Genomic DNA, 16,810 nt, shown 5'->3' with positions numbered 1-16,810 from the left:
CCCTGTGGCGACGGCAACACGATGTTTACCTGCGATTGCCGATCAGCCGTTCGGGGTGCAGGGTTGCGCCATGGAGGACGGATTCCGGCCAGGGCTCGAGGGCGTCGTCGCGTTCCGCACCGAGATCGCCGAGCCCGACCGCGACGGCGGCGCGCTGCGGTATCGCGGCGTGGACATCGAGGATCTAGCCGGACGTGTGACGTTCGGCAACGTGTGGGCGCTGCTCGTGGACGGCCGGTTCGGGCCCGGGCTGCCGCCCGCCGAGCCGTTCCCGATCCCCGTGCACACCGGGGACGTGCGGGTCGACGTGCAGGCCGCCCTGGCCATGCTCGCGCCGATCTGGGGCTACCAGCCGCTGTTGGACATCACCGACGAGCAGGCCCGCGAGCAGCTGGCCCGGGCGTCCGTGATGGCCCTGTCCTATGTGGCCCAGTCCGCCCGCGGCATCGGCCGGGCCGCGGTGTCGCAGCGGCGTATCGACGAGAGCCGGACGATCACCGAGCGGTTCATGACCCGGTGGCGCGGCGAGCCCGACCCGGCGCACGTCAAGGCCATCGACGCCTACTTCGTCTCCGCCGCCGAGCACGGCATGAACGCCTCCACCTTCACCGCGCGGGTCATCGCCTCCACCGGCGCCGACGTCGCCGCCTCAATGTCCGGGGCCATCGGCGCCATGTCCGGGCCGCTGCACGGCGGCGCGCCCGCCCGGGTGCTGCCGATGATCGAAGAGGTCGAACGGGTCGGCGATGCCCGCGCCGTCGTCGCCGGCATCCTCGACCGGGGCGAGCGGCTGATGGGCTTCGGCCACCGCGTCTACCGCGCCGAGGACCCCCGGGCCCGGGTGCTCCGCCGCACCTGCCAAGAGCTCGGCGCCGCCCGCTACGAGGTCGCCAACGCCCTGGAGCAGGCGGCGCTGGCCGAGCTCCGGGAGCGCCGACCCGACCGTGCCATCGAGACCAACGTCGAGTTCTGGGCGGCCGTGATCCTCGACTTCGCCGAGGTCCCGCCGCACATGATGCCGGCCATGTTCACCTGCGCCCGCACCGCCGGCTGGTGCGCGCACATCCTGGAGCAGAAGCGCACCGGCCGCCTGGTCCGCCCCTCCGCCCAGTACATCGGCCCCGCCGCCCGCAAGCCGGACGAGGTCGAGGGCTGGGACACCATCGCCCACAACTGACCCGTCGCCATCACCCTCCCCAGCGACCCTTTTTCTGCCACATGCGCTTCGCATGTGGCTTCTGAAGGCAAGTGCGAAGCGCATGTGGCAAAGGAGTTGAGCCGATCGGGTGAACGGGGCGAAGAGTCACGGGGTCGGAACCACTCTCTGAGGTGGCGTTTGAGCGCGCTCTCACCGGCTAGCCTCCACAAATGCGGGACGGGAGGGCCGCGAGGGCTGCGGAGGCGGTCGAGGCCGAGCGGCTGGCGGCGCTGGTCCCGGCTGAGCGGGCGCAGTATCTGGTGGAGGCGGCGGAGAGCTGGGCGGCGGCGGGCCGGTCGGACCGCGCCGGGGAGCTGTTCGCCGAGGCGATCGCGGACGGCGGGCACGTGGTCGGCGACGCCCGCAGCTACTACGCGGGATTCCTGTTCGACACCGGCCGCCCGGACGAGGCGCTGCGCGCGCTGGCGGAATTACGGCGGTCGCACCCGGACGACCCGTTCGCGTACGTCAGCGGCGGCGAGGTGCTGGAGGAGGCGGGCGACCTGGACGGGGCGCTGACCTGGTTCAGCGAGGGCCTGAGCCGGTTCTACCGCGGCTTCGACACCGCCGACGCGGTGGACGACGCCACGCTGATGCAGCTGCTGACCAACCGGCAGCGGGTGCGGCGCCTGCTGGAGCTGCCGCCGGACGGCTGGGACGACATCACGCTGAGCGCGCAGGCCGTGCTGCTGGCCGATCTGACCGATCCGTGAGACGCGCAGTGTGGCGCGGAACACCCGGGCGTCACGTGTCGGACACCGATTTGCAACACTGAGCCCTTCCGGCAACGGCGCCGGCATTCCTTGCACTTGCTGACACGTCCCGGAGGCGCCGGCATGACGCAGACCGCAGATCCCGCCACCCTCATCCTGCCCACCGAGCTGCGCCCGTCCGACGGCCGCTTCGGCTGCGGCCCGTCCAAGGTCCGGCCGGAGCAGCTGGCCAAGCTGGCCGAGTCGGGCGCGACGTACATGGGCACATCGCACCGGCAGAAGCCGGTGAAGTCCCTGGTCGGCCGGGTCCGTGCGGGCCTGCGCGAGCTGTTCTCCCTGCCCGAGGGCTACGAGGTGGTGCTCGGCAACGGCGGCACCACCGCCTTCTGGGACGCCGCGGCGTTCGGCCTGGTCCGCGAGCGGTCGCAGCACTTCACCTACGGCGAGTTCTCCTCGAAGTTCGCCACCGTCACCAAGGGCGCGCCGTTCCTGGCCGACCCGATCGTGGTGAAGGCGGAGCCGGGCGACGCCCCGGAGATCGCCTACCAGGCGGGCGCCGACCTGGTCGGCTGGGCCCACAACGAGACCTCGACGGGTGTCGCGGTGCCGGTCAGCCGCCCCGCGGGTTCGGACGGCGCGCTGGTCGCGATCGACGCCACCTCGGGCGCCGGCGGCCTGCCGGTCAAGGCCGAGGACTTCGACGTCTACTACTTCGCGCCGCAGAAGTCGTTCGCCTCGGACGGCGGCCTGTGGCTGGCCCTGATGAGCCCGGCGGCGCTGGAGCGGGTCGCGGTGATCGGCGCGTCGGACCGCTGGGTGCCGGAGTTCCTGTCGCTGCCCACCGCGCTGGACAACTCCACCAAGGACCAGACCTACAACACGCCGTCGGTGGCCACGCTGTTCCTGCTGGCCGACCAGATCGAGTGGATGCTGGCCAACGGCGGCCTGGACTGGACCACCGCCCGCACCGCCGACTCGTCCTCGCGCCTGTACTCCTGGGCCGAGGCCACCGAGTACACCACGCCGTACGTGGCGAACCCGGCCAACCGCTCCCAGGTCGTCGGCACGATCAACTTCTCGGACGAGGTCGACGCCGCGGCAGTGGCCAAGGTGCTGCGGGCCAATGGTGTGGTGGATGTTGAGCCGTACCGCAAGCTGGGCAAGAATCAGCTGCGGGTGGCCATGTTCCCGGCCATCGACCCGGAGGACGTGACGGCGCTGACCAAGTGTGTGGAGTGGGTCGTCGGTCAACTGTGATTCCTGGCAGCGGACTGAGAAACACGGTCCGTAACGGTGAACCTTTCCGGCTCATCATGCGTCTTAGCTAGTAAATCCGGCAGGATCATGGTCGGATGGCGTTAGTCTCGGCGCGCCTACGTCGTCAAGTAGGCGCGCCGAACTACCGTTGGCAGTTGGCGAGGCGACAGATCGGGGAGGCCGGGATGCGAGCGCTGCGAGTCGTCGGGCTCGACGACGACGGCACATCCGTCATCTGCGAAGACCCCGTTCGCGGCGAGCGTTACACGATCCCCTGCGACGAGCGCCTGCGCGCCGCCGCGCGCGGCGATGTCGCGCGCCTCGGCCAGATCGCCGCCGAGTCCGACGTCCAGATGCGTCCCCGCGAGATCCAGGCCCGCATCCGCGCCGGCGAGTCGGTGGAGCAGGTCGCCGCCGCAGCCAACATGCCGACGCACCGCATCGAGCGGTTCGCCTACCCCGTGCTGCTGGAGCGTTCCCGCACCGCCGAGCTGGCCCAGCGCGCCCACCCCATCCGCGAGGACGGGCCGGACGTGCAGACCCTCGGCGAGGTCATCGCCCACTCGTTCGGGCTGCGCGGCCAGGACTACGCCGCGGTCAGCTGGGACTCGTGGCGCGGCGAGGACGGCAAGTGGATCATCCAGGCGCACTGGCAGGCCGGCCGGTCGGAGAACCGCGCGCACTGGACGTTCCACCCCGGCGCGCACGGCGGCACCGTGTCGCCGATCGACGACCACGCCATCGACCTGCTGGACCCGTCGCCGAACCGGCCGCTGCGCACCGTGCGGCCGGTCACGGAGCTGGCCCGGCAGGCGCTGGAGCTGGAGCACCAGGCCGCCCCGACGCCGCCGGCCCCGCCGGTGGTGCCCGAGCAGCAGCCGGAGCCGGCGGCCGCCCAGCCCGTCGCGCATCAGCCGGTCGTGCACCAGCCCGTCGCCCACCAGCCGGTGGCGCCGGAGCCGGAGACCGCGCGCGTCGAGCCGCCGCAGCCGGCGCCGGCCCCTGCCCCGGAGATCACCGATCCGGAGCCGGTGGAGCAGCCGCCCGCGGCCCAGGCGCCGCAGCCCAAGCAGCAGCCCCAGCCCAAGCAGCAGCCCCAGCCCAAGCAGCAGCCCCAGCCCAAGCAGCAGCCGGCGGCCCAGCCCGAGGCGCAGCCCGCCGCCCGCAAGGCGGAGGCCCCGCCACGGCGCGGCAAGAAGAATCACCCGATCGTGCCGTCCTGGGAGGACGTGCTGCTCGGGGTGCGCTCGCAGCGGTGACCGACTAGGTCAGAGCTGTTCGAAGGCCTGCCAGTCGATGCCTTCGCGCTCGCACCAGTCCTCCGCCTCCTGGCGGGTCAGCGGCTTGGCGTCGATCGGACGGTCGTCGCCGAGCCGCGTCCAGCCGTCCGGCGCCAGCAGGTAGAGCTGGCGCTGCCGGCGGGCCAGCAGCCGCCCCTCCGGGAACGCCATCGTCGGCTCCGTGCGCAGGTAGTGCACCGACTCGGGTCGCGTCATGGCCCCATCATGCTCTGCTTTTGCCGCGCGTTCCGCGCGGAGCTCGGCCGCCTTCAAGCCAATGCCTTCCCCTGTCTCGTTCGCATGCCGCGAGACTCGGGCGGGGGTTCGTCACCCGCGGCATGCGAACGAGCCTGCGGTCCTGCCATCGGCGCGGCCTCGCCCGGCCGAAAGCCGCGTCACATCGCCTTGACCTCCACCGCGCTGGAACTCGCAGGCTGCCCGTCAGGCCCGGAAATTCGGTCGTCCTTGTCAGGGGTCCTACGTATGGTCGAGGTGAAACTCGAAGGGGGATTGTCGAATGAGTGACGACGGCGCCCAGACCGTCACCCACCGCTCATCCTTCGCCACGCTACGCAGACTGTGGCCCTACGTGCGTCCGGTGCGGTTCGACCTGTACGCCTCGCTGGCGGCGGCACTGGTCGCGATGCTGGCCGGACTGGCCATCCCGCTGGTCATCCAGCAGATCATCGACGGCCCGGTGGCCCACCACGAGCTGTGGAAGCTGCCATGGCTGGTGACCCTGGTGCTGGTCCTCGGCGTGATCGAGGCCGGCCTGTTCTACCTGCGACGCCGGCTCAACGTGCGGCCGAGCACGACCGTGGAGATGCGGCTGCGGGAGGACGTCTACCACCACCTGCAACGGCTGCCGGTGGCGTTCCACGACCGCTGGCAGACCGGCCAGCTGCTCTCGCGCGCGGTGAACGACCTGAGCACGCTGCGCCGGTTCATCGCCTTCGCGGCGATCTTCCTGGTGGTCAACAGCACCGTGCTGGTGGTCGGCGTGGGCGTGCTGCTCACGCTGTCGCCGCTGCTGGGTCTGATCGTGATCGCCTGCGGCGCCCCGCTGATGGTGTTGTCCTACCTGTTCGAGACCAAGTACAAGATCTACGCGCGCCGGGCCCAGGACCTCCAGGGCGACCTGGCCAGCACCGTCGAGGAGTCGGTGCTGGGCATTCGCGTGCTCAAGGCGTTCGGCCGCGGCCCGGACATGACCCGGTCGTTCCTGGTGCAGGCCCGGTCGCTGCGCGGCGCGGAGCTGAACAAGGTCCGCGTGATGGCCGCGCTGTGGGCGGTGCTGGTGAGCCTGCCGGAGCTGGCGATCGCCGGCGAGGTGGCGGTCGGCGGCATCGGCATCGCCGACGGCACCCTCACCGTGGGCACGCTGGTCGCGGCGATCACCGTCAGCACGTTCCTGCGCTGGCCGTTCGACTCGATCGGCTGGCTGCTGGCCGAGACCAACATGGCCGCCTCGGCCTGCGACCGGTACTGGGAGGTCCGGGATGAGATCAACACTGTTGTCGAGCCGGAACGTCCTCGGGAGCTACCGGACCACGTCCGCGGACACCTGGTATTCGAGGATGTCCACTTCGCCTACGAGGGCGGCACGGGCGAGGTTCTCCGGGGCATCGACCTCGACGTCCGTCCCGGCGAGACGGTGGCGCTTGTCGGCGGCACCGGCTCGGGCAAGACGGCGCTGACCACGCTGGTGGCCCGGCTGGCCGACGTCACCGGCGGCCGCGTGACGGTGGACGGCGTCGACGTCCGCGACCTGCGCATGGACGACCTGCGACGGGTGGTGGCGACGGCGTTCGAGGAGCCGGTGCTGTTCTCGGCCAGCGTGCGGGAGAACGTGGCGCTGGGCACCCCGGACGCGTCCGACGAGGACGTGCACGAGGCGCTGCGGGTCGCCCAGGCCGAGGAGTTCGTGCAGAAGCTGCCGTGGGGCATCGCGACCCGCGTCGGCGAGCAGGGCCTGTCGCTGTCCGGCGGTCAGCGGCAGCGGCTGGCGCTGGCCCGCGCGGTGGTGGGCAAACCGGCGGTGTTGGTGCTGGACGACCCGCTGTCCGCCTTGGACGTGCACACCGAGGGCGAGGTGGAGCGCGCGCTGCGGCGCGTGCTGCGGGACGTGACGGCGCTGGTCGTCGCGCACCGGTCGAGCACCGTGCAGCTGGCCGACCGGGTGGCGATGCTGGTGGACGGTCGGATCGCCGCCGTGGGAACGCATTCCGAGCTGATAGCCGGCAACGCCGAGTACCGGCGACTGCTGTCCACTTTGGACGAAGACGAGGACGAGGAGGTGGCGGTCTGATGAGCGCACCGACCGCTACCGACTGGCGCGGCGTCGCCGCGGAGGACATCGAGGACGTCGACAAGGTCGTCACCGCCCGGCTCCAGGCGCGGTCGCGGCGGCTGTTGGGTTCGCTGCTGCGGCCGCACAAGTGGTCCGTGGCGCTGGCGCTGGTGTACGTGCTGCTGGAGAACGGCGCGCAGTTGGCCGGTCCGCTGCTGGTCGCGGCGGCGATCGACCGCGGCGTGGCCGGCGTGGTCTCCGGCCAGCCGGCGACGCTGGTGTGGTGCGTGCTGGGCTACGCCGTGTGCGGCCTGGCCAGCGCGGCGGCGAAGTGCGGCTTCGTGCGGCTGTCCGGCCGGATCGGCCAGGACCTGCTGCTCGACCTGCGGCACCGCGTGTTCCGGCACGTGCAGCGGCTGTCGATCTCGTTCCACGAGACGTACACCTCGGGCAAGATCATCTCCCGGCTGTCGTCCGACGTGGAGTCCATCGACGACCTGCTCGACATGGGCCTGGACGGGCTGCTCAGCTCGCTGTTCACGGTGCTGGGCATCGCGATCACGCTGCTCGTGCTGGACCTGCGGCTGGCGCTGGTGGTGCTGTTCGGTTTCGTGCCGGTGATCATCGTGGCCCGCTGGTTCCGGCGCGCGTCGCACAAGGCGTACCGGGCGACGACCACCGCCGTGGCCAAGGTGATCGTCCAGTTCGTGGAGACCATGAACGGGATCCGCGCGGTGCAGGCCTACCGCCGGCACGGCCGCAACGAGGAGATCCTGCACGAGGTCAACGTCGAGTACCGGGACGCCAACAACCAGGCGATGAAGGTGATGGCCCGGTTCACGTCGACCGTGCGGCTGGTCGGCAACGTGACCATGGCCGTGGTGCTGGCGTGGGGCGCGCTACGGGTGGTCGACGGCAGCCTCCAGCTCGGCGTGCTGGCGGCGTTCGCGCTGTACCTGCGCCGGTTCTACGACCCGCTGGACGACCTGGCGATGTTCGCCAACTCGTACTCGGCGGCCGTGGCGGCGCTGGAGAAGATCTCCGGCGTGCTGGAGGAGGAGCCGGCGGTGGCCGAGCCGGCGGAGCCCAAGCCGCTGCCCCATCGGGGTCGGCGCGGGGACCTGCGGTTCGAGCGGGTGGAGTTCCGCTACGCCGCGGACTCGCCGATCGTGCTGCCGGAGTTCGACCTGCACGTGCCGGCCGGGCAGACCATCGCGGTGGTCGGCGCGACCGGCGCCGGCAAGACGACGCTGGCCAAGCTGGTGGCCCGGTTCTACGACCCGTCCACCGGCACCGTCTCGCTGGACGGCGTGAACCTGCGGGACGTGGCCGATGCCGACCTGCGGTCCGCGGTGACCATGGTGACGCAGGAGAACTTCCTGTTCGCCGGGTCGGTCGCGGACAACATCGCGATGGGCCGGCCGGACGCGACCCGGGAGGACGTGCAGCGGGTGGCCGCCGCGGTCGGGGCGCACGAGTTCATCGCCGCCCTGCCCGAGGGCTACGACACCGACGTCCGCAAGCGCGGCGGCCGGCTGTCGGCGGGCCAGCGCCAGCTGGTGGCGTTCGCCCGGGCGCTGCTGGCCGACCCGTCGGTGCTGGTGCTCGACGAGGCGACGTCCAGCCTGGACGTGCCGACCGAGCGCGCGGTGCAGGCGGCGCTGGAGACGGTGCTGTCCGACCGGACGGCGGTGATCATCGCCCACCGGCTGTCCACGGTGCTGATCGCCGACCGCGTGCTGGTGGTCGACGGCGGCCGGATCGTCGAGGACGGCTCGCCCGCCGACCTCATCGGCCAGCACGGCCGCTTCGCCCGCCTCCACCAGGCCTGGCTCGACTCCCTCGCCTAGAACCGAACCCCCGCGAGTCGCGCTCTGGGACATACCGAATGTAGGTCTCGGGCATGTGCCTGGGACCTACATTCGGTGTGCTTGAGAGCGCGACTCGCGGGGGTTTTACGAGGTGGGGACGGTGGTGGCGGGGCCCAGGAGGCTCAGCAACAAGGCCGCCCAGGCGAGGACTAGGCCGCTGGCCACTCCGAGGGCAACCCAGCGCCAGACGGGGACGTCGCGGGCCAGCCAGACGGACGGCGACAGGCCGCCGATGACGACCACGTTGGCGATGACCGCCAGCCACAGGCTGGCCTGGGCCAGGGCGAACGACAGCGACGCCACCGCCACGGCCACCATGCCGGCGACCACGACGGTCACCGTCAGACCGGTCGCCCACGGCGTCGGCTCGCGGACCGGCAGGTCGTCGGCGAAGTCTTCCTCGACCGGTTCCTCGGTCGCGACCGACGGCTCCACCTCGACCACCTCGCCGGACACCGGGTCGGCGTAGGCGATGGGCAGCCCGAGCTCGGTGGCCAGCCGCCCGGCCAGCTGCCGGCCGCGGCGGGTGACCAGGTCACCGGCGGTGCCGCCGACCGGCTCGTGGTCGTTGGGCACGAGCGCGTGCGCGACCTCCGCCCACTCGTGCAGCGCCGCCGTCAGGTCGGACGGCAGCGCCAGCGACCGGGGGTCGACCTCGCGCATCTGGTTGCCGTCGTGTCCGACCAGCACGGCACGGCCGGCTCGGGCGTGTAGCTGCACGGATGTCTCCTCCGAGGACCGGTCGGCGCCTGCCTGGTCGACGGTACTCACGACACCCCCAACGCGTGAAACGCCACCGCGCCCGCGGTGGCGACATTCAGGGAATCCACACCTTGGGCCATCGGGATCTTCACGGCAAGGTCCGCCGCCTCGATCGCCTCGTCGGTGAGGCCGGGTCCCTCGGACCCGAGCAGCAGGGCCACCTTCTCCCCTGCCAGCTTGCATTCGCGCAGGTCGACGGCGTCGGCGCGCGGCGTCAGCGCCGCCACGGTGAAGCCTTTGGCGCGCAACAGGTCCAGACCGGACGGCCACGGCCGCAGGTCGGCGAACGGCACCCGCAGCACGTGCCCCATGGACACCCGCACGCTGCGCCGGTACAGCGGATCCGAACATCCTGCGCCGAGCAGCACGCCGTCCACGCTCAGCGCGGCGGCGTTGCGGAACAGGGCCCCGAGGTTCTCGTGGTCGCCGACGCCCTCCAGCACGGCCAGCATCCGCGCGTCCGAAACCAGTTCCGAGGGATCCGGTTGCACGGCGCGGTCCGCGGCCGCCAGCACTCCCCGGTTCAGGTGAAATCCGACGACCCGAGCCATCACGTCCGCGGACACCGCGTAGGCGGGCCCGTCGAAGTCGGGCAGGTCGGGCAGCAGCTCCTCGATCCGCCGGGGCACGCCGAGCAGGCCGCGCAGCGGGTACGGCGAGTCCAGCAGCCTGCGCACGACGATGGTGCCCTCGGCGATCACCAGGCCGCGGCCGCCCGGCCGGTCCGGCCGCCGGTCGGCGGTGGACAGGTCGCGGAAGTCGTCCAGCCTGGTGTCCGAGGGGTCGTCGATCTCGATCACCTGCGGCACGCCGAGCAGTCTCTCACTGCTCGCGCCATACCATGTTTCTCCGTCGCCAGGAGTGGTAATCCCAGGCCCCCTACCTGCACATTCTCACCGGAAGTTATGCCAATGTGACAGAGAGCACCGATTTGGCCGATGGGCAGGGCCAAAGGCGTTGTGTCACGGTGGGCATTCGCTTCAGGCGCCCGAGGAACCGGGCAGACCGAAGTGGGAGGCGGCATGGGCAAGGACGTGTCCGACCGAACATTCAGCCGGGAGGACCGCCAGCGTTACCGCGAGAAGGTGCAGCGCTGTCTGGACGCGTTGGCCAGAATGCTCACGGACGACGTGTTCTCGTTCCCCCAGCAACAGATGGGGCTGGAGATCGAGCTGAACCTGGTCGACCAGAAGCTGCGGCCGGCGATGGCGAACTCCGAGGTGTTGGAGAAGATCGACGATCCCTCCTTCACCACCGAGCTCAGCCAGCACAACCTGGAGATCAACGTGCCGCCCCGGCCGCTGGCCGGCAACGAGGCCGTTGACCTGGAACAGGAGCTGCGCCGCACGTTCGACAACGCCGACACCAAGGCGAAGGACGCGGGCGCGGCGATCGTGCTGATCGGGGTGCTGCCGACGCTGCGGCGCGAGCACTTCGATCCGCGCTGGCTGACCAGCAACCGGCGCTACACGGTGCTCAACGACGAGATCTTCGCCGCCCGCGGCGAGGAGATGGTGCTGCACATGGAGGGCTCGCCGATGCCGGGCGGCGAGCCGGAACGCCTGCGCAGCTACGCGGAATCCATTCTGCCGGAGGCCGCCTGCACCTCCGTGCAGCTGCATCTGCAGGTGCAGCCGGATCATTTCGCCGCGCACTGGAACGCCGCGCAGTGCCTGGCCGGCGTGCAGGTGGCGCTGGCCGCCAACTCGCCGTTCCTGCTGGGCAAGGCGCTGTGGCACGAGACCCGGATCCCGCTGTTCCAGCAGGCCACCGACACCCGGCCGCAGGAGCTCCAGAACCAGGGCGTGCGGCCGCGGGTGTGGTTCGGGGAGCGCTGGATCACCTCGATATTCGACCTGTTCGAGGAGAACGTGCGCTACTTCCAGGGCCTGCTGCCGGTGATCGACGACGAGGACCCGATCGCCGAGCTGGCCGCCGGGCGGGCGCCGCAGCTGTCGGAACTGCGACTGCACAACGGAACCGTGTGGCGGTGGAACCGGCCGGTGTACGACCTGGTCGACGGGGTGCCGCACCTGCGCGTGGAGAACCGGGTGCTGCCGGCCGGTCCGACCATTGTGGACATCCTGGCCAACGCCGCGTTCTTCTACGGCGCGCAGCGGGCGCTGGCCACCCAGGAACGTCCACTGTGGACGCAAATGTCGTTCCAGGCGGCCGAGGAGAACCTGTACTCGGGCGCGCGGCACGGCATGGGCGCCCAGCTGTACTGGCCCGGCATCGGCTGGGTGCCACCGGACGAGCTCGTGCTGCGCCGGCTGCTGCCGATGGCCCACGAGGGCCTGCGCGAGCTCGGCGTCTCGGACGCGGCCCGCGAGCGCTACCTCGGCATCATCGAGCAGCGCTGCGTGGCCCGGCGGACCGGCTCGTCGTGGCAGCGCGAGACGGTCGCACAGCTGGAGCAGCGCGGCGCGGACCGGGAGGCGGCGCTGATCGGCATGCTGCGCCGCTACATCGACCTGATGCACGCCGGCAACCCGGTGCATACCTGGCCCGTTTGGTGAGATCTCCTAGTTGCCACTATCTTGCAATTGCTAGATAGTGGCAACTATGGCCCAGTACGTACTGCCCGACCTCGACTACGACTACGGCGCGCTCGAGCCGTCGATCATCGGCGAGATCAACGAGCTGCATCACAGCAAGCACCACCTCGCCTACGTCAAGGGCGCCAACGACACCCTCGAGCAGATCGACGAGGCCCGCGACCAGGGCTCCTTCGGCTCGATCGTCGGGCTGGAGACCACGCTCGCGTTCCACCTGGCCGGCCACGCGCTGCACCAGGTGTGGTGGAAGAACCTGAGCCCCGACGGCGGCGACAAGCCGACCGGCGAGCTGGCCGCGGCGATCGACGAGCACTTCGGCTCCTTCGACGGGCTGCGAGCGCAGCTGGGCGCGGCGTCAGGCACGATTCAGGGCTCGGGCTGGGGCGTGCTGGCCTGGGAGCCGGTGGGCCAACGGCTGATCACCATGCAGCTCAAGGACCACCACTCGAACCTGTCGATCACGACCACGCCGCTGCTGGTGTTCGACATCTGGGAGCACGCTTACTACTTGCAGTACCGCAACCTCAAGGCGGACTACATCGGCGCGCTGTGGAACGTCGTGGACTGGACCGACGTGAACGCGCGCTTCGAGGCCGCGCGGGCCGGCCAGAACGGCCTGCGACTGGTCCCCTGACCCGGCGGTGGATGCTCCGACAAGCCGAGCTGCCGGAAAACGCCGAGGCTCCGTCACATCGACGGGGTCTCGGCGTGTTCTCACGCCGTGTAGGCCTGCACCGACGTCGTGAGCTTGCTCAGCAGCCCGCGCAGCACCTCGAACTCGGCGTCGTCCAGGCCCATCGCGGTGCCGATCACCGGCGGCACCGACAGCGCGCGGTCGCGCAGCGCCAGGCCTTCCTCGGTGAGGGCGACGGAAACCGAGCGCTCGTCGTCGGCGCGCCGGGCGCGGCGCACCAGCCCGTTCGCCTCCAGCCGCTTGAGCAGCGGCGACAGCGTGCCGTAGTCCAGCTGTAGCGCGGCGCCGAGGTCCTTGACCGGACTGTCGCCGTGTTCCCAGAGCACCAGCAGCACCAGGTACTGCGGGTAGGTGAGCCCCAGCTCGTCCAGCAGCGGTCGGTACAGGGCGGTGACCGACCGGCTGGCCGCGTAGAGCGAGAAGCACAACTGGTCCCGCAGCAGCAACGGGTTGCTCGTGTCGTTCATGCCACAATCATAACTTGCCAACTTAAGTTGTGCACGATCTAGTTGGACGCTATTGTTCTCGGTGTCAGGTCAGGGACCAAGCAGGAGGAGAGAGCCATGAGCGTCGTGCTCGAGCCGGCCGCCAAGGACTTCGCCGAAGCCACCGCGAACCCGCCGTACCTGTTCGACCTGGGCCCCGACAAGGGCCGCGAGGCCGTGAACGAGGTGCAGGGCGGCGAGATCGACAAGCCCGACGTCGTCGTCGAGCAGTACACCGTCGAGGGCGTGCCGGTGCAGGTCACGCGGCCCGTCGGCGCGGACGGCCCGCTGCCGGTGATCATCTACATCCACGGCGCCGGCTGGGTGTTCGGCAACGCCCACACCCACGACCGCCTGGTGCGCGAGCTGACCGTGAAGACGGGCGCGGCGGTGGTGTTCCCGGATTACAGCCTGTCGCCCGAGGCCCGCTACCCGGTCGCGATCAACCAGAACTACGCCGTGACCAAGTGGGTCTTCGAGCACGGCGCCGAGCACAACCTGGACAGCAGCCGCGTCGCGGTGGCCGGCGACTCGGTCGGCGGCAACATGACCGCCGCGCTGACGCTGATGGCCAAGCAGACCGGCGAGTTCGCGTTCAAGCAGCAGGTGCTGTTCTACCCGGTCACCGACGCCTCGTTCGACACCGAGTCGTACCACCAGTTCGCCGAGGGCTACTTCCTGCGCCGCGACGCCATGCAGTGGTTCTGGGACCAGTACACGACCGACGAGGCGCAGCGCGCCGAGATCACCGCTTCGCCGCTGCGGGCGTCCGTCGAGCAGCTGCGCGACCTGCCGCCGGCGCTGGTGATCACCGGCGAGGCCGACGTGCTCCGTGACGAGGGCGAGGCGTACGCGAACAAGCTGCGCGAGGCCGGCGTGCCCGTGACCGCCGTGCGCTACCAGGGCATCATCCACGACTTCGTGATGCTGAACGCGCTGCGCGCCACCAACGCCGCCGAGGCCGCCATCGACCAGGCCGCCGCCGTGCTGGCCAAGGCGCTGGCCTGACGCGCGAAGAGGCCCCGGGTCTGCCGGACCCGGGGCCTCTTCTGTTCCCGAACTGACTGCCGCTCCCACCACGAAGCGGTCGAGATTAGGTTAGCCTTACCTTCGCTATCGGTCAACCCGGCGCACCCGGCCGCGGGCCACCAGCTCCACGACGATCAGGATGGCCAGCGACTCCACCGCCAGCAGTCCGAGCAGCACGACCAGCTGCAACGCCCCCGCCAGCCACACCGGCGCGCCGCCCAGCAACATGCCGACAAAAGCCCCCGGAAGGGTGACGAGGCCGACCGTGCGGGTCTGGTCCAGCGCCGGCAGCAGGGCGTCGGCCGCCGGCTTGCGCACCAGCTCGCGGACCGCGTCCGGCTCCATGAACCCCAGCGCCAGCGCCGCCTCGTACTCGCCGTGCCGCTGCTTGAGGGTGTCCAGCACGCGGCGTACCGACAGGGTGGTGGCCGTCATGCCGCCGCCGATCAGGATGCCGCCCATCGGCACCAGCGCCGCCCCGGACGTCGGCAGCAGGCCCGTGCCGAGCAGCAGCGCCAGCGCCGGGATCACGCCCGCCACGATCGCCAGCCCCACCCAGACCCCGCGCCAGCCGACCCCCGTACGGGCCGCGGAGGTCGCCGTCGCGACGATCGCCATCAGCAGCAGGAAGCCGCCGGTGAGGCCGAGCGAGGCCAGCACCGCGGTGATCACCGCCGAGACCACCGCCAGTTGCAGCACCGCGCGGCCGGCGGCGAACAGGATCGGCCACGGCTCCCACAGCCGGCCCGCCATCACGATCAACGCCGCCGCGGCCGTGAAGACCAGGCACACGATCAGCAGCGGCAGCCATCCCGCCGAGTTCGAGATCACGGACCCATCCTGATGCAGGGAAGGGGCTTTCCCTGCATTCAACGCAGGGAAAGCCCCCTTCCCTGCGCTAAGCGGCTTCGGGAACCGTGCGCCTGCGGAGCAGCGACCGCAGGCTGATGCCGGCCCGCCGCATCAGGATCAGCCCGCACGCGGCGGTCGCCAGCACCGACACCACGCCGCCGGCGATGAACGGCGCCCGGCCGCCGAAGGCGTCCGCGAGCCACCCGGTCAGGGGGCCGCCGATGGGGTTGCCGCCGAGGAAGACCAGCATGTACAGGCCCATCACCCGGCCCCGCATCTGCGGCGTCACCGACAGCTGCACGGTGCTGTTGGCGGTGGTCGTGAAGGTCATCAGCGCCATGCCGATGGGGATCAGCATCAGCCCGAACGCCAGGTACGTCGGCATCGCGCCGAGGATGATCTCCAGCGCGCCGAACACCAGGCCGCCGATGAACAGCATCCGCAGCCGGGGCCGGCCGCGGGTGCTGCGCCGGGCGGCGAGGGTGGCCCCGCTCAGTGTCCCGACGGCGAGCATCGTGGACAGCAGGCCGTAGCCGGAGGCGTCCTGGTGGAAGACGTTGGCGGCGGCGACCGCGAGCGTGGTGAAGAACGTCATGCCGAACGTGCTGACCAGGAACACCAGCACCATCAACATCACCAGGTCCGGACGGCCGCGCACGTAGCGCAGTCCCTCCAGCAGCTGGCCCCGCTCACGCGGCGCGGGTGTGCCACGGTGCAGCCGGGTGGGGTCCATCAGCGCCAGCCCGGTCAGCACGGCGGCGAAGCTGAGGAAGTTGCCGAGGAACACCCAGCCGGTGCCGATCAGCGTGATCAGCACGCCGGCGATGGCCGGGCCGACGATGCGGGCCAGGTTGAAGGTCATCGAGTTCAGCGCGACGGCGTTGGTGACCTGGGCCTTGCCGACCATCTCGACCACGAACGACTGGCGCACGGGCGTCTCCACCGCGGAGAAGCAGCCCAGCACGAAGCAGAAGACGTACACCTGCCACAGCTGCGCGAGGCCGGTGACGTCGAGCAGCCCCAGGCCCAGCGCGCACAGGCCCATCGAGCCCTGCAACAGCATCAGCAGCCGGCGCTTGTCCATCCGGTCGGCGAGCACGCCGGCCCATAACGACAGGAAGAGCGTCGGTAGGAACTGGAGCGCGGCGGCGATGCCCAGCGCGATCGGATTCCGGCCGGACAGCTCCAGGACCAGCCAGTCCTGGGCGACGCGCTGCATCCAGGTGCCGATCAGCGAGACGATCTGTCCGGAGGCGAAGAGTCTGTAGTTCCGTTCACGCAGCGAACCGAACATTCCGGTCGTGCGCGGGGTTGCCGAGGTGTGCTGCTGTCCTGTTCCGGTGGTCCCCGCGTATGCCGGCACTCGTCCGCCGCCCCCTTTACTGGCCCGCCATCCGGTCGATGATCTCGGCCGCCCTGGCGAGCAGCTCGCGATCGTGGTCGTCCAACTCCGCGAGGCGCGAGTCCAGCCAGGCTTCCCTGGCCGACACCTCGGCCCGCAGATAGGCGGTGCCCTGTTCGGTGAGCTCGACGATGGCCTGCCGCCCGTCGGTGGGGTGCGGGCGCCGGGACACGAAGCCGTAGTCCTCGAGCGCCGAGATCACCCTGGTCATCGACGGCGGCTGGACACCCTCCTTCGCGGCCAGCTCGCCCGGCGTCAGCGCGCCGCACTTGCGCAGCGCGGAAAGCGCCGACACCTGGGTCAGCGTGACCGACGAGTTGGTGCGTTGGGCCCGGAGCCGACGGTTGAGCCGAACCACCGCCAGCCGCAAGCGGCTGGCCAGTGACGGCTCGGTCGACTCGGGTTCCGCCATGTAGTTA

At 70.9% G+C, this 16,810-nt stretch carries 16 protein-coding genes; 9 read left to right on the top strand and 7 right to left on the bottom strand.

Annotated features, from left to right (window positions below; all coding sequences use genetic code 11):
• Positions 1–4 precede the first annotated feature (4 nt).
• The 4 genes from BCF44_RS48085 (at position 5) to sepH (ending at position 4,427) form a co-directional block, all read left to right on the top strand.
• Entirely contained in the window at positions 5–1,177 is a 1,173-nt protein-coding gene (locus tag BCF44_RS48085) for a citrate synthase 2 (protein WP_379801631.1), read from the top strand.
• A 191-nt stretch (positions 1,178–1,368) separates the two neighbouring features.
• On the top strand, positions 1,369–1,911 hold the full coding sequence (locus BCF44_RS48080) for a tetratricopeptide repeat protein (RefSeq protein WP_116181275.1): 543 nt from the start codon (positions 1,369–1,371) through the stop codon (positions 1,909–1,911).
• Positions 1,912–2,034: 123 nt separating this feature from the next.
• Positions 2,035–3,168, top strand: coding sequence for a phosphoserine transaminase (gene serC, locus BCF44_RS48075; RefSeq protein WP_116181274.1), 1,134 nt, complete (start codon positions 2,035–2,037; stop codon positions 3,166–3,168).
• Positions 3,169–3,353: 185 nt separating this feature from the next.
• Positions 3,354–4,427, top strand: a complete 1,074-nt coding sequence (sepH, locus tag BCF44_RS48070) for a septation protein SepH (RefSeq protein WP_116181273.1) — start codon at positions 3,354–3,356, stop codon at positions 4,425–4,427.
• Between the two features lie 9 nt (positions 4,428–4,436).
• On the opposite strand, the gene BCF44_RS48065 is transcribed toward sepH, so the two are convergent.
• Positions 4,437–4,664, bottom strand: a complete 228-nt coding sequence (locus BCF44_RS48065) for a hypothetical protein (RefSeq protein ID WP_116181272.1) — start codon at positions 4,662–4,664, stop codon at positions 4,437–4,439.
• A gap of 301 nt (positions 4,665–4,965) precedes the next feature.
• On the opposite strand from BCF44_RS48065, the gene BCF44_RS48060 reads away from it, so the two are divergent.
• Together BCF44_RS48060 and BCF44_RS48055 are read left to right on the top strand one after the other, a co-directional pair.
• Complete coding sequence (locus BCF44_RS48060) at positions 4,966–6,756, top strand: ABC transporter ATP-binding protein (protein WP_116181271.1); 1,791 nt, start codon at positions 4,966–4,968, stop codon at positions 6,754–6,756.
• Positions 6,756–8,588, top strand: a complete 1,833-nt coding sequence (locus tag BCF44_RS48055; RefSeq protein ID WP_116181270.1) for an ABC transporter ATP-binding protein — start codon at positions 6,756–6,758, stop codon at positions 8,586–8,588. Before BCF44_RS48060 ends, BCF44_RS48055 begins: the two co-directional genes overlap by 1 nt.
• 105 nt (positions 8,589–8,693) lie before the next feature.
• Here BCF44_RS48055 and BCF44_RS48050 read toward each other — a convergent pair whose 3' ends face one another.
• Positions 8,694–9,380 carry a DUF2537 domain-containing protein gene (locus BCF44_RS48050; protein WP_246016245.1) on the bottom strand — a complete coding sequence of 229 codons (687 nt, stop codon included), beginning with the start codon at positions 9,378–9,380 and terminating at the stop codon, positions 8,694–8,696.
• Positions 9,377–10,180, bottom strand: coding sequence for a TrmH family RNA methyltransferase (locus BCF44_RS48045; protein WP_116181269.1), 804 nt, complete (start codon positions 10,178–10,180; stop codon positions 9,377–9,379). Before BCF44_RS48045 ends, BCF44_RS48050 begins: the two co-directional genes overlap by 4 nt.
• Before the next feature lie 213 nt (positions 10,181–10,393).
• Here BCF44_RS48045 and BCF44_RS48040 point away from each other — a divergent pair, with 213 nt between their 5' ends.
• Together BCF44_RS48040 and BCF44_RS48035 are read left to right on the top strand one after the other, a co-directional pair.
• Positions 10,394–11,890 (top strand): glutamate-cysteine ligase family protein, encoded by a 1,497-nt coding sequence (locus BCF44_RS48040; protein WP_116181268.1) that lies wholly within the window; start codon positions 10,394–10,396, stop codon positions 11,888–11,890.
• A gap of 46 nt (positions 11,891–11,936) precedes the next feature.
• Positions 11,937–12,563 (top strand): superoxide dismutase, encoded by a 627-nt coding sequence (locus tag BCF44_RS48035; RefSeq protein WP_116181267.1) that lies wholly within the window; start codon positions 11,937–11,939, stop codon positions 12,561–12,563.
• Positions 12,564–12,643: 80 nt separating this feature from the next.
• On the opposite strand, the gene BCF44_RS48030 is transcribed toward BCF44_RS48035, so the two are convergent.
• The gene (locus tag BCF44_RS48030; protein WP_116181266.1) at positions 12,644–13,090 is read right to left on the bottom strand and encodes a MarR family winged helix-turn-helix transcriptional regulator; all 447 of its coding nucleotides are present in this window, start codon (positions 13,088–13,090) and stop codon (positions 12,644–12,646) included.
• A 96-nt stretch (positions 13,091–13,186) separates the two neighbouring features.
• Between BCF44_RS48030 and BCF44_RS48025 the strand changes: the two genes are divergently transcribed.
• The gene (locus BCF44_RS48025; protein ID WP_116181265.1) at positions 13,187–14,116 is read left to right on the top strand and encodes an alpha/beta hydrolase; all 930 of its coding nucleotides are present in this window, start codon (positions 13,187–13,189) and stop codon (positions 14,114–14,116) included.
• A 105-nt stretch (positions 14,117–14,221) separates the two neighbouring features.
• Here BCF44_RS48025 and BCF44_RS48020 read toward each other — a convergent pair whose 3' ends face one another.
• The 3 genes from BCF44_RS48020 to BCF44_RS48010 form a co-directional block, all read right to left on the bottom strand.
• Positions 14,222–14,968: an ABC transporter permease gene (locus tag BCF44_RS48020; RefSeq protein WP_342775740.1), complete on the bottom strand. Its 747-nt coding sequence runs from the start codon at positions 14,966–14,968 to the stop codon at positions 14,222–14,224.
• Between the two features lie 67 nt (positions 14,969–15,035).
• Entirely contained in the window at positions 15,036–16,352 is a 1,317-nt protein-coding gene (locus tag BCF44_RS48015; RefSeq protein ID WP_246016244.1) for an MFS transporter, read from the bottom strand.
• Positions 16,353–16,368: 16 nt separating this feature from the next.
• Complete coding sequence (locus BCF44_RS48010) at positions 16,369–16,803, bottom strand: MarR family winged helix-turn-helix transcriptional regulator (protein WP_116181263.1); 435 nt, start codon at positions 16,801–16,803, stop codon at positions 16,369–16,371.
• Positions 16,804–16,810 lie beyond the last annotated feature (7 nt).

The sequence above is a fragment of the Kutzneria buriramensis genome, assembly GCF_003387475.1.
In the GTDB taxonomy this organism is placed as follows: domain Bacteria; phylum Actinomycetota; class Actinomycetes; order Mycobacteriales; family Pseudonocardiaceae; genus Kutzneria; species Kutzneria buriramensis.
Note: the sequence above shows the minus strand (reverse complement) of the source record. Positions and strands in the feature narration are given on the sequence as shown.

What these genes read in the sequence shown, in the direction of transcription:
- BCF44_RS48065 (WP_116181272.1), bottom strand. Translation starts at nt 4,664, where the DNA reads ATGACGCGACCCGAGTCGGTGCACTACCTGCGCACGGAGCCGACGATG.
- BCF44_RS48060 (WP_116181271.1), top strand. Translation starts at nt 4,966, where the DNA reads ATGAGTGACGACGGCGCCCAGACCGTCACCCACCGCTCATCCTTCGCC.
- sepH (WP_116181273.1), top strand. Translation starts at nt 3,354, where the DNA reads ATGCGAGCGCTGCGAGTCGTCGGGCTCGACGACGACGGCACATCCGTC.
- serC (WP_116181274.1), top strand. Translation starts at nt 2,035, where the DNA reads ATGACGCAGACCGCAGATCCCGCCACCCTCATCCTGCCCACCGAGCTG.
- BCF44_RS48040 (WP_116181268.1), top strand. Translation starts at nt 10,394, where the DNA reads ATGGGCAAGGACGTGTCCGACCGAACATTCAGCCGGGAGGACCGCCAG.
- BCF44_RS48030 (WP_116181266.1), bottom strand. Translation starts at nt 13,090, where the DNA reads ATGAACGACACGAGCAACCCGTTGCTGCTGCGGGACCAGTTGTGCTTC.
- BCF44_RS48025 (WP_116181265.1), top strand. Translation starts at nt 13,187, where the DNA reads ATGAGCGTCGTGCTCGAGCCGGCCGCCAAGGACTTCGCCGAAGCCACC.
- BCF44_RS48080 (WP_116181275.1), top strand. Translation starts at nt 1,369, where the DNA reads ATGCGGGACGGGAGGGCCGCGAGGGCTGCGGAGGCGGTCGAGGCCGAG.
- BCF44_RS48035 (WP_116181267.1), top strand. Translation starts at nt 11,937, where the DNA reads ATGGCCCAGTACGTACTGCCCGACCTCGACTACGACTACGGCGCGCTC.
- BCF44_RS48055 (WP_116181270.1), top strand. Translation starts at nt 6,756, where the DNA reads ATGAGCGCACCGACCGCTACCGACTGGCGCGGCGTCGCCGCGGAGGAC.
- BCF44_RS48010 (WP_116181263.1), bottom strand. Translation starts at nt 16,803, where the DNA reads ATGGCGGAACCCGAGTCGACCGAGCCGTCACTGGCCAGCCGCTTGCGG.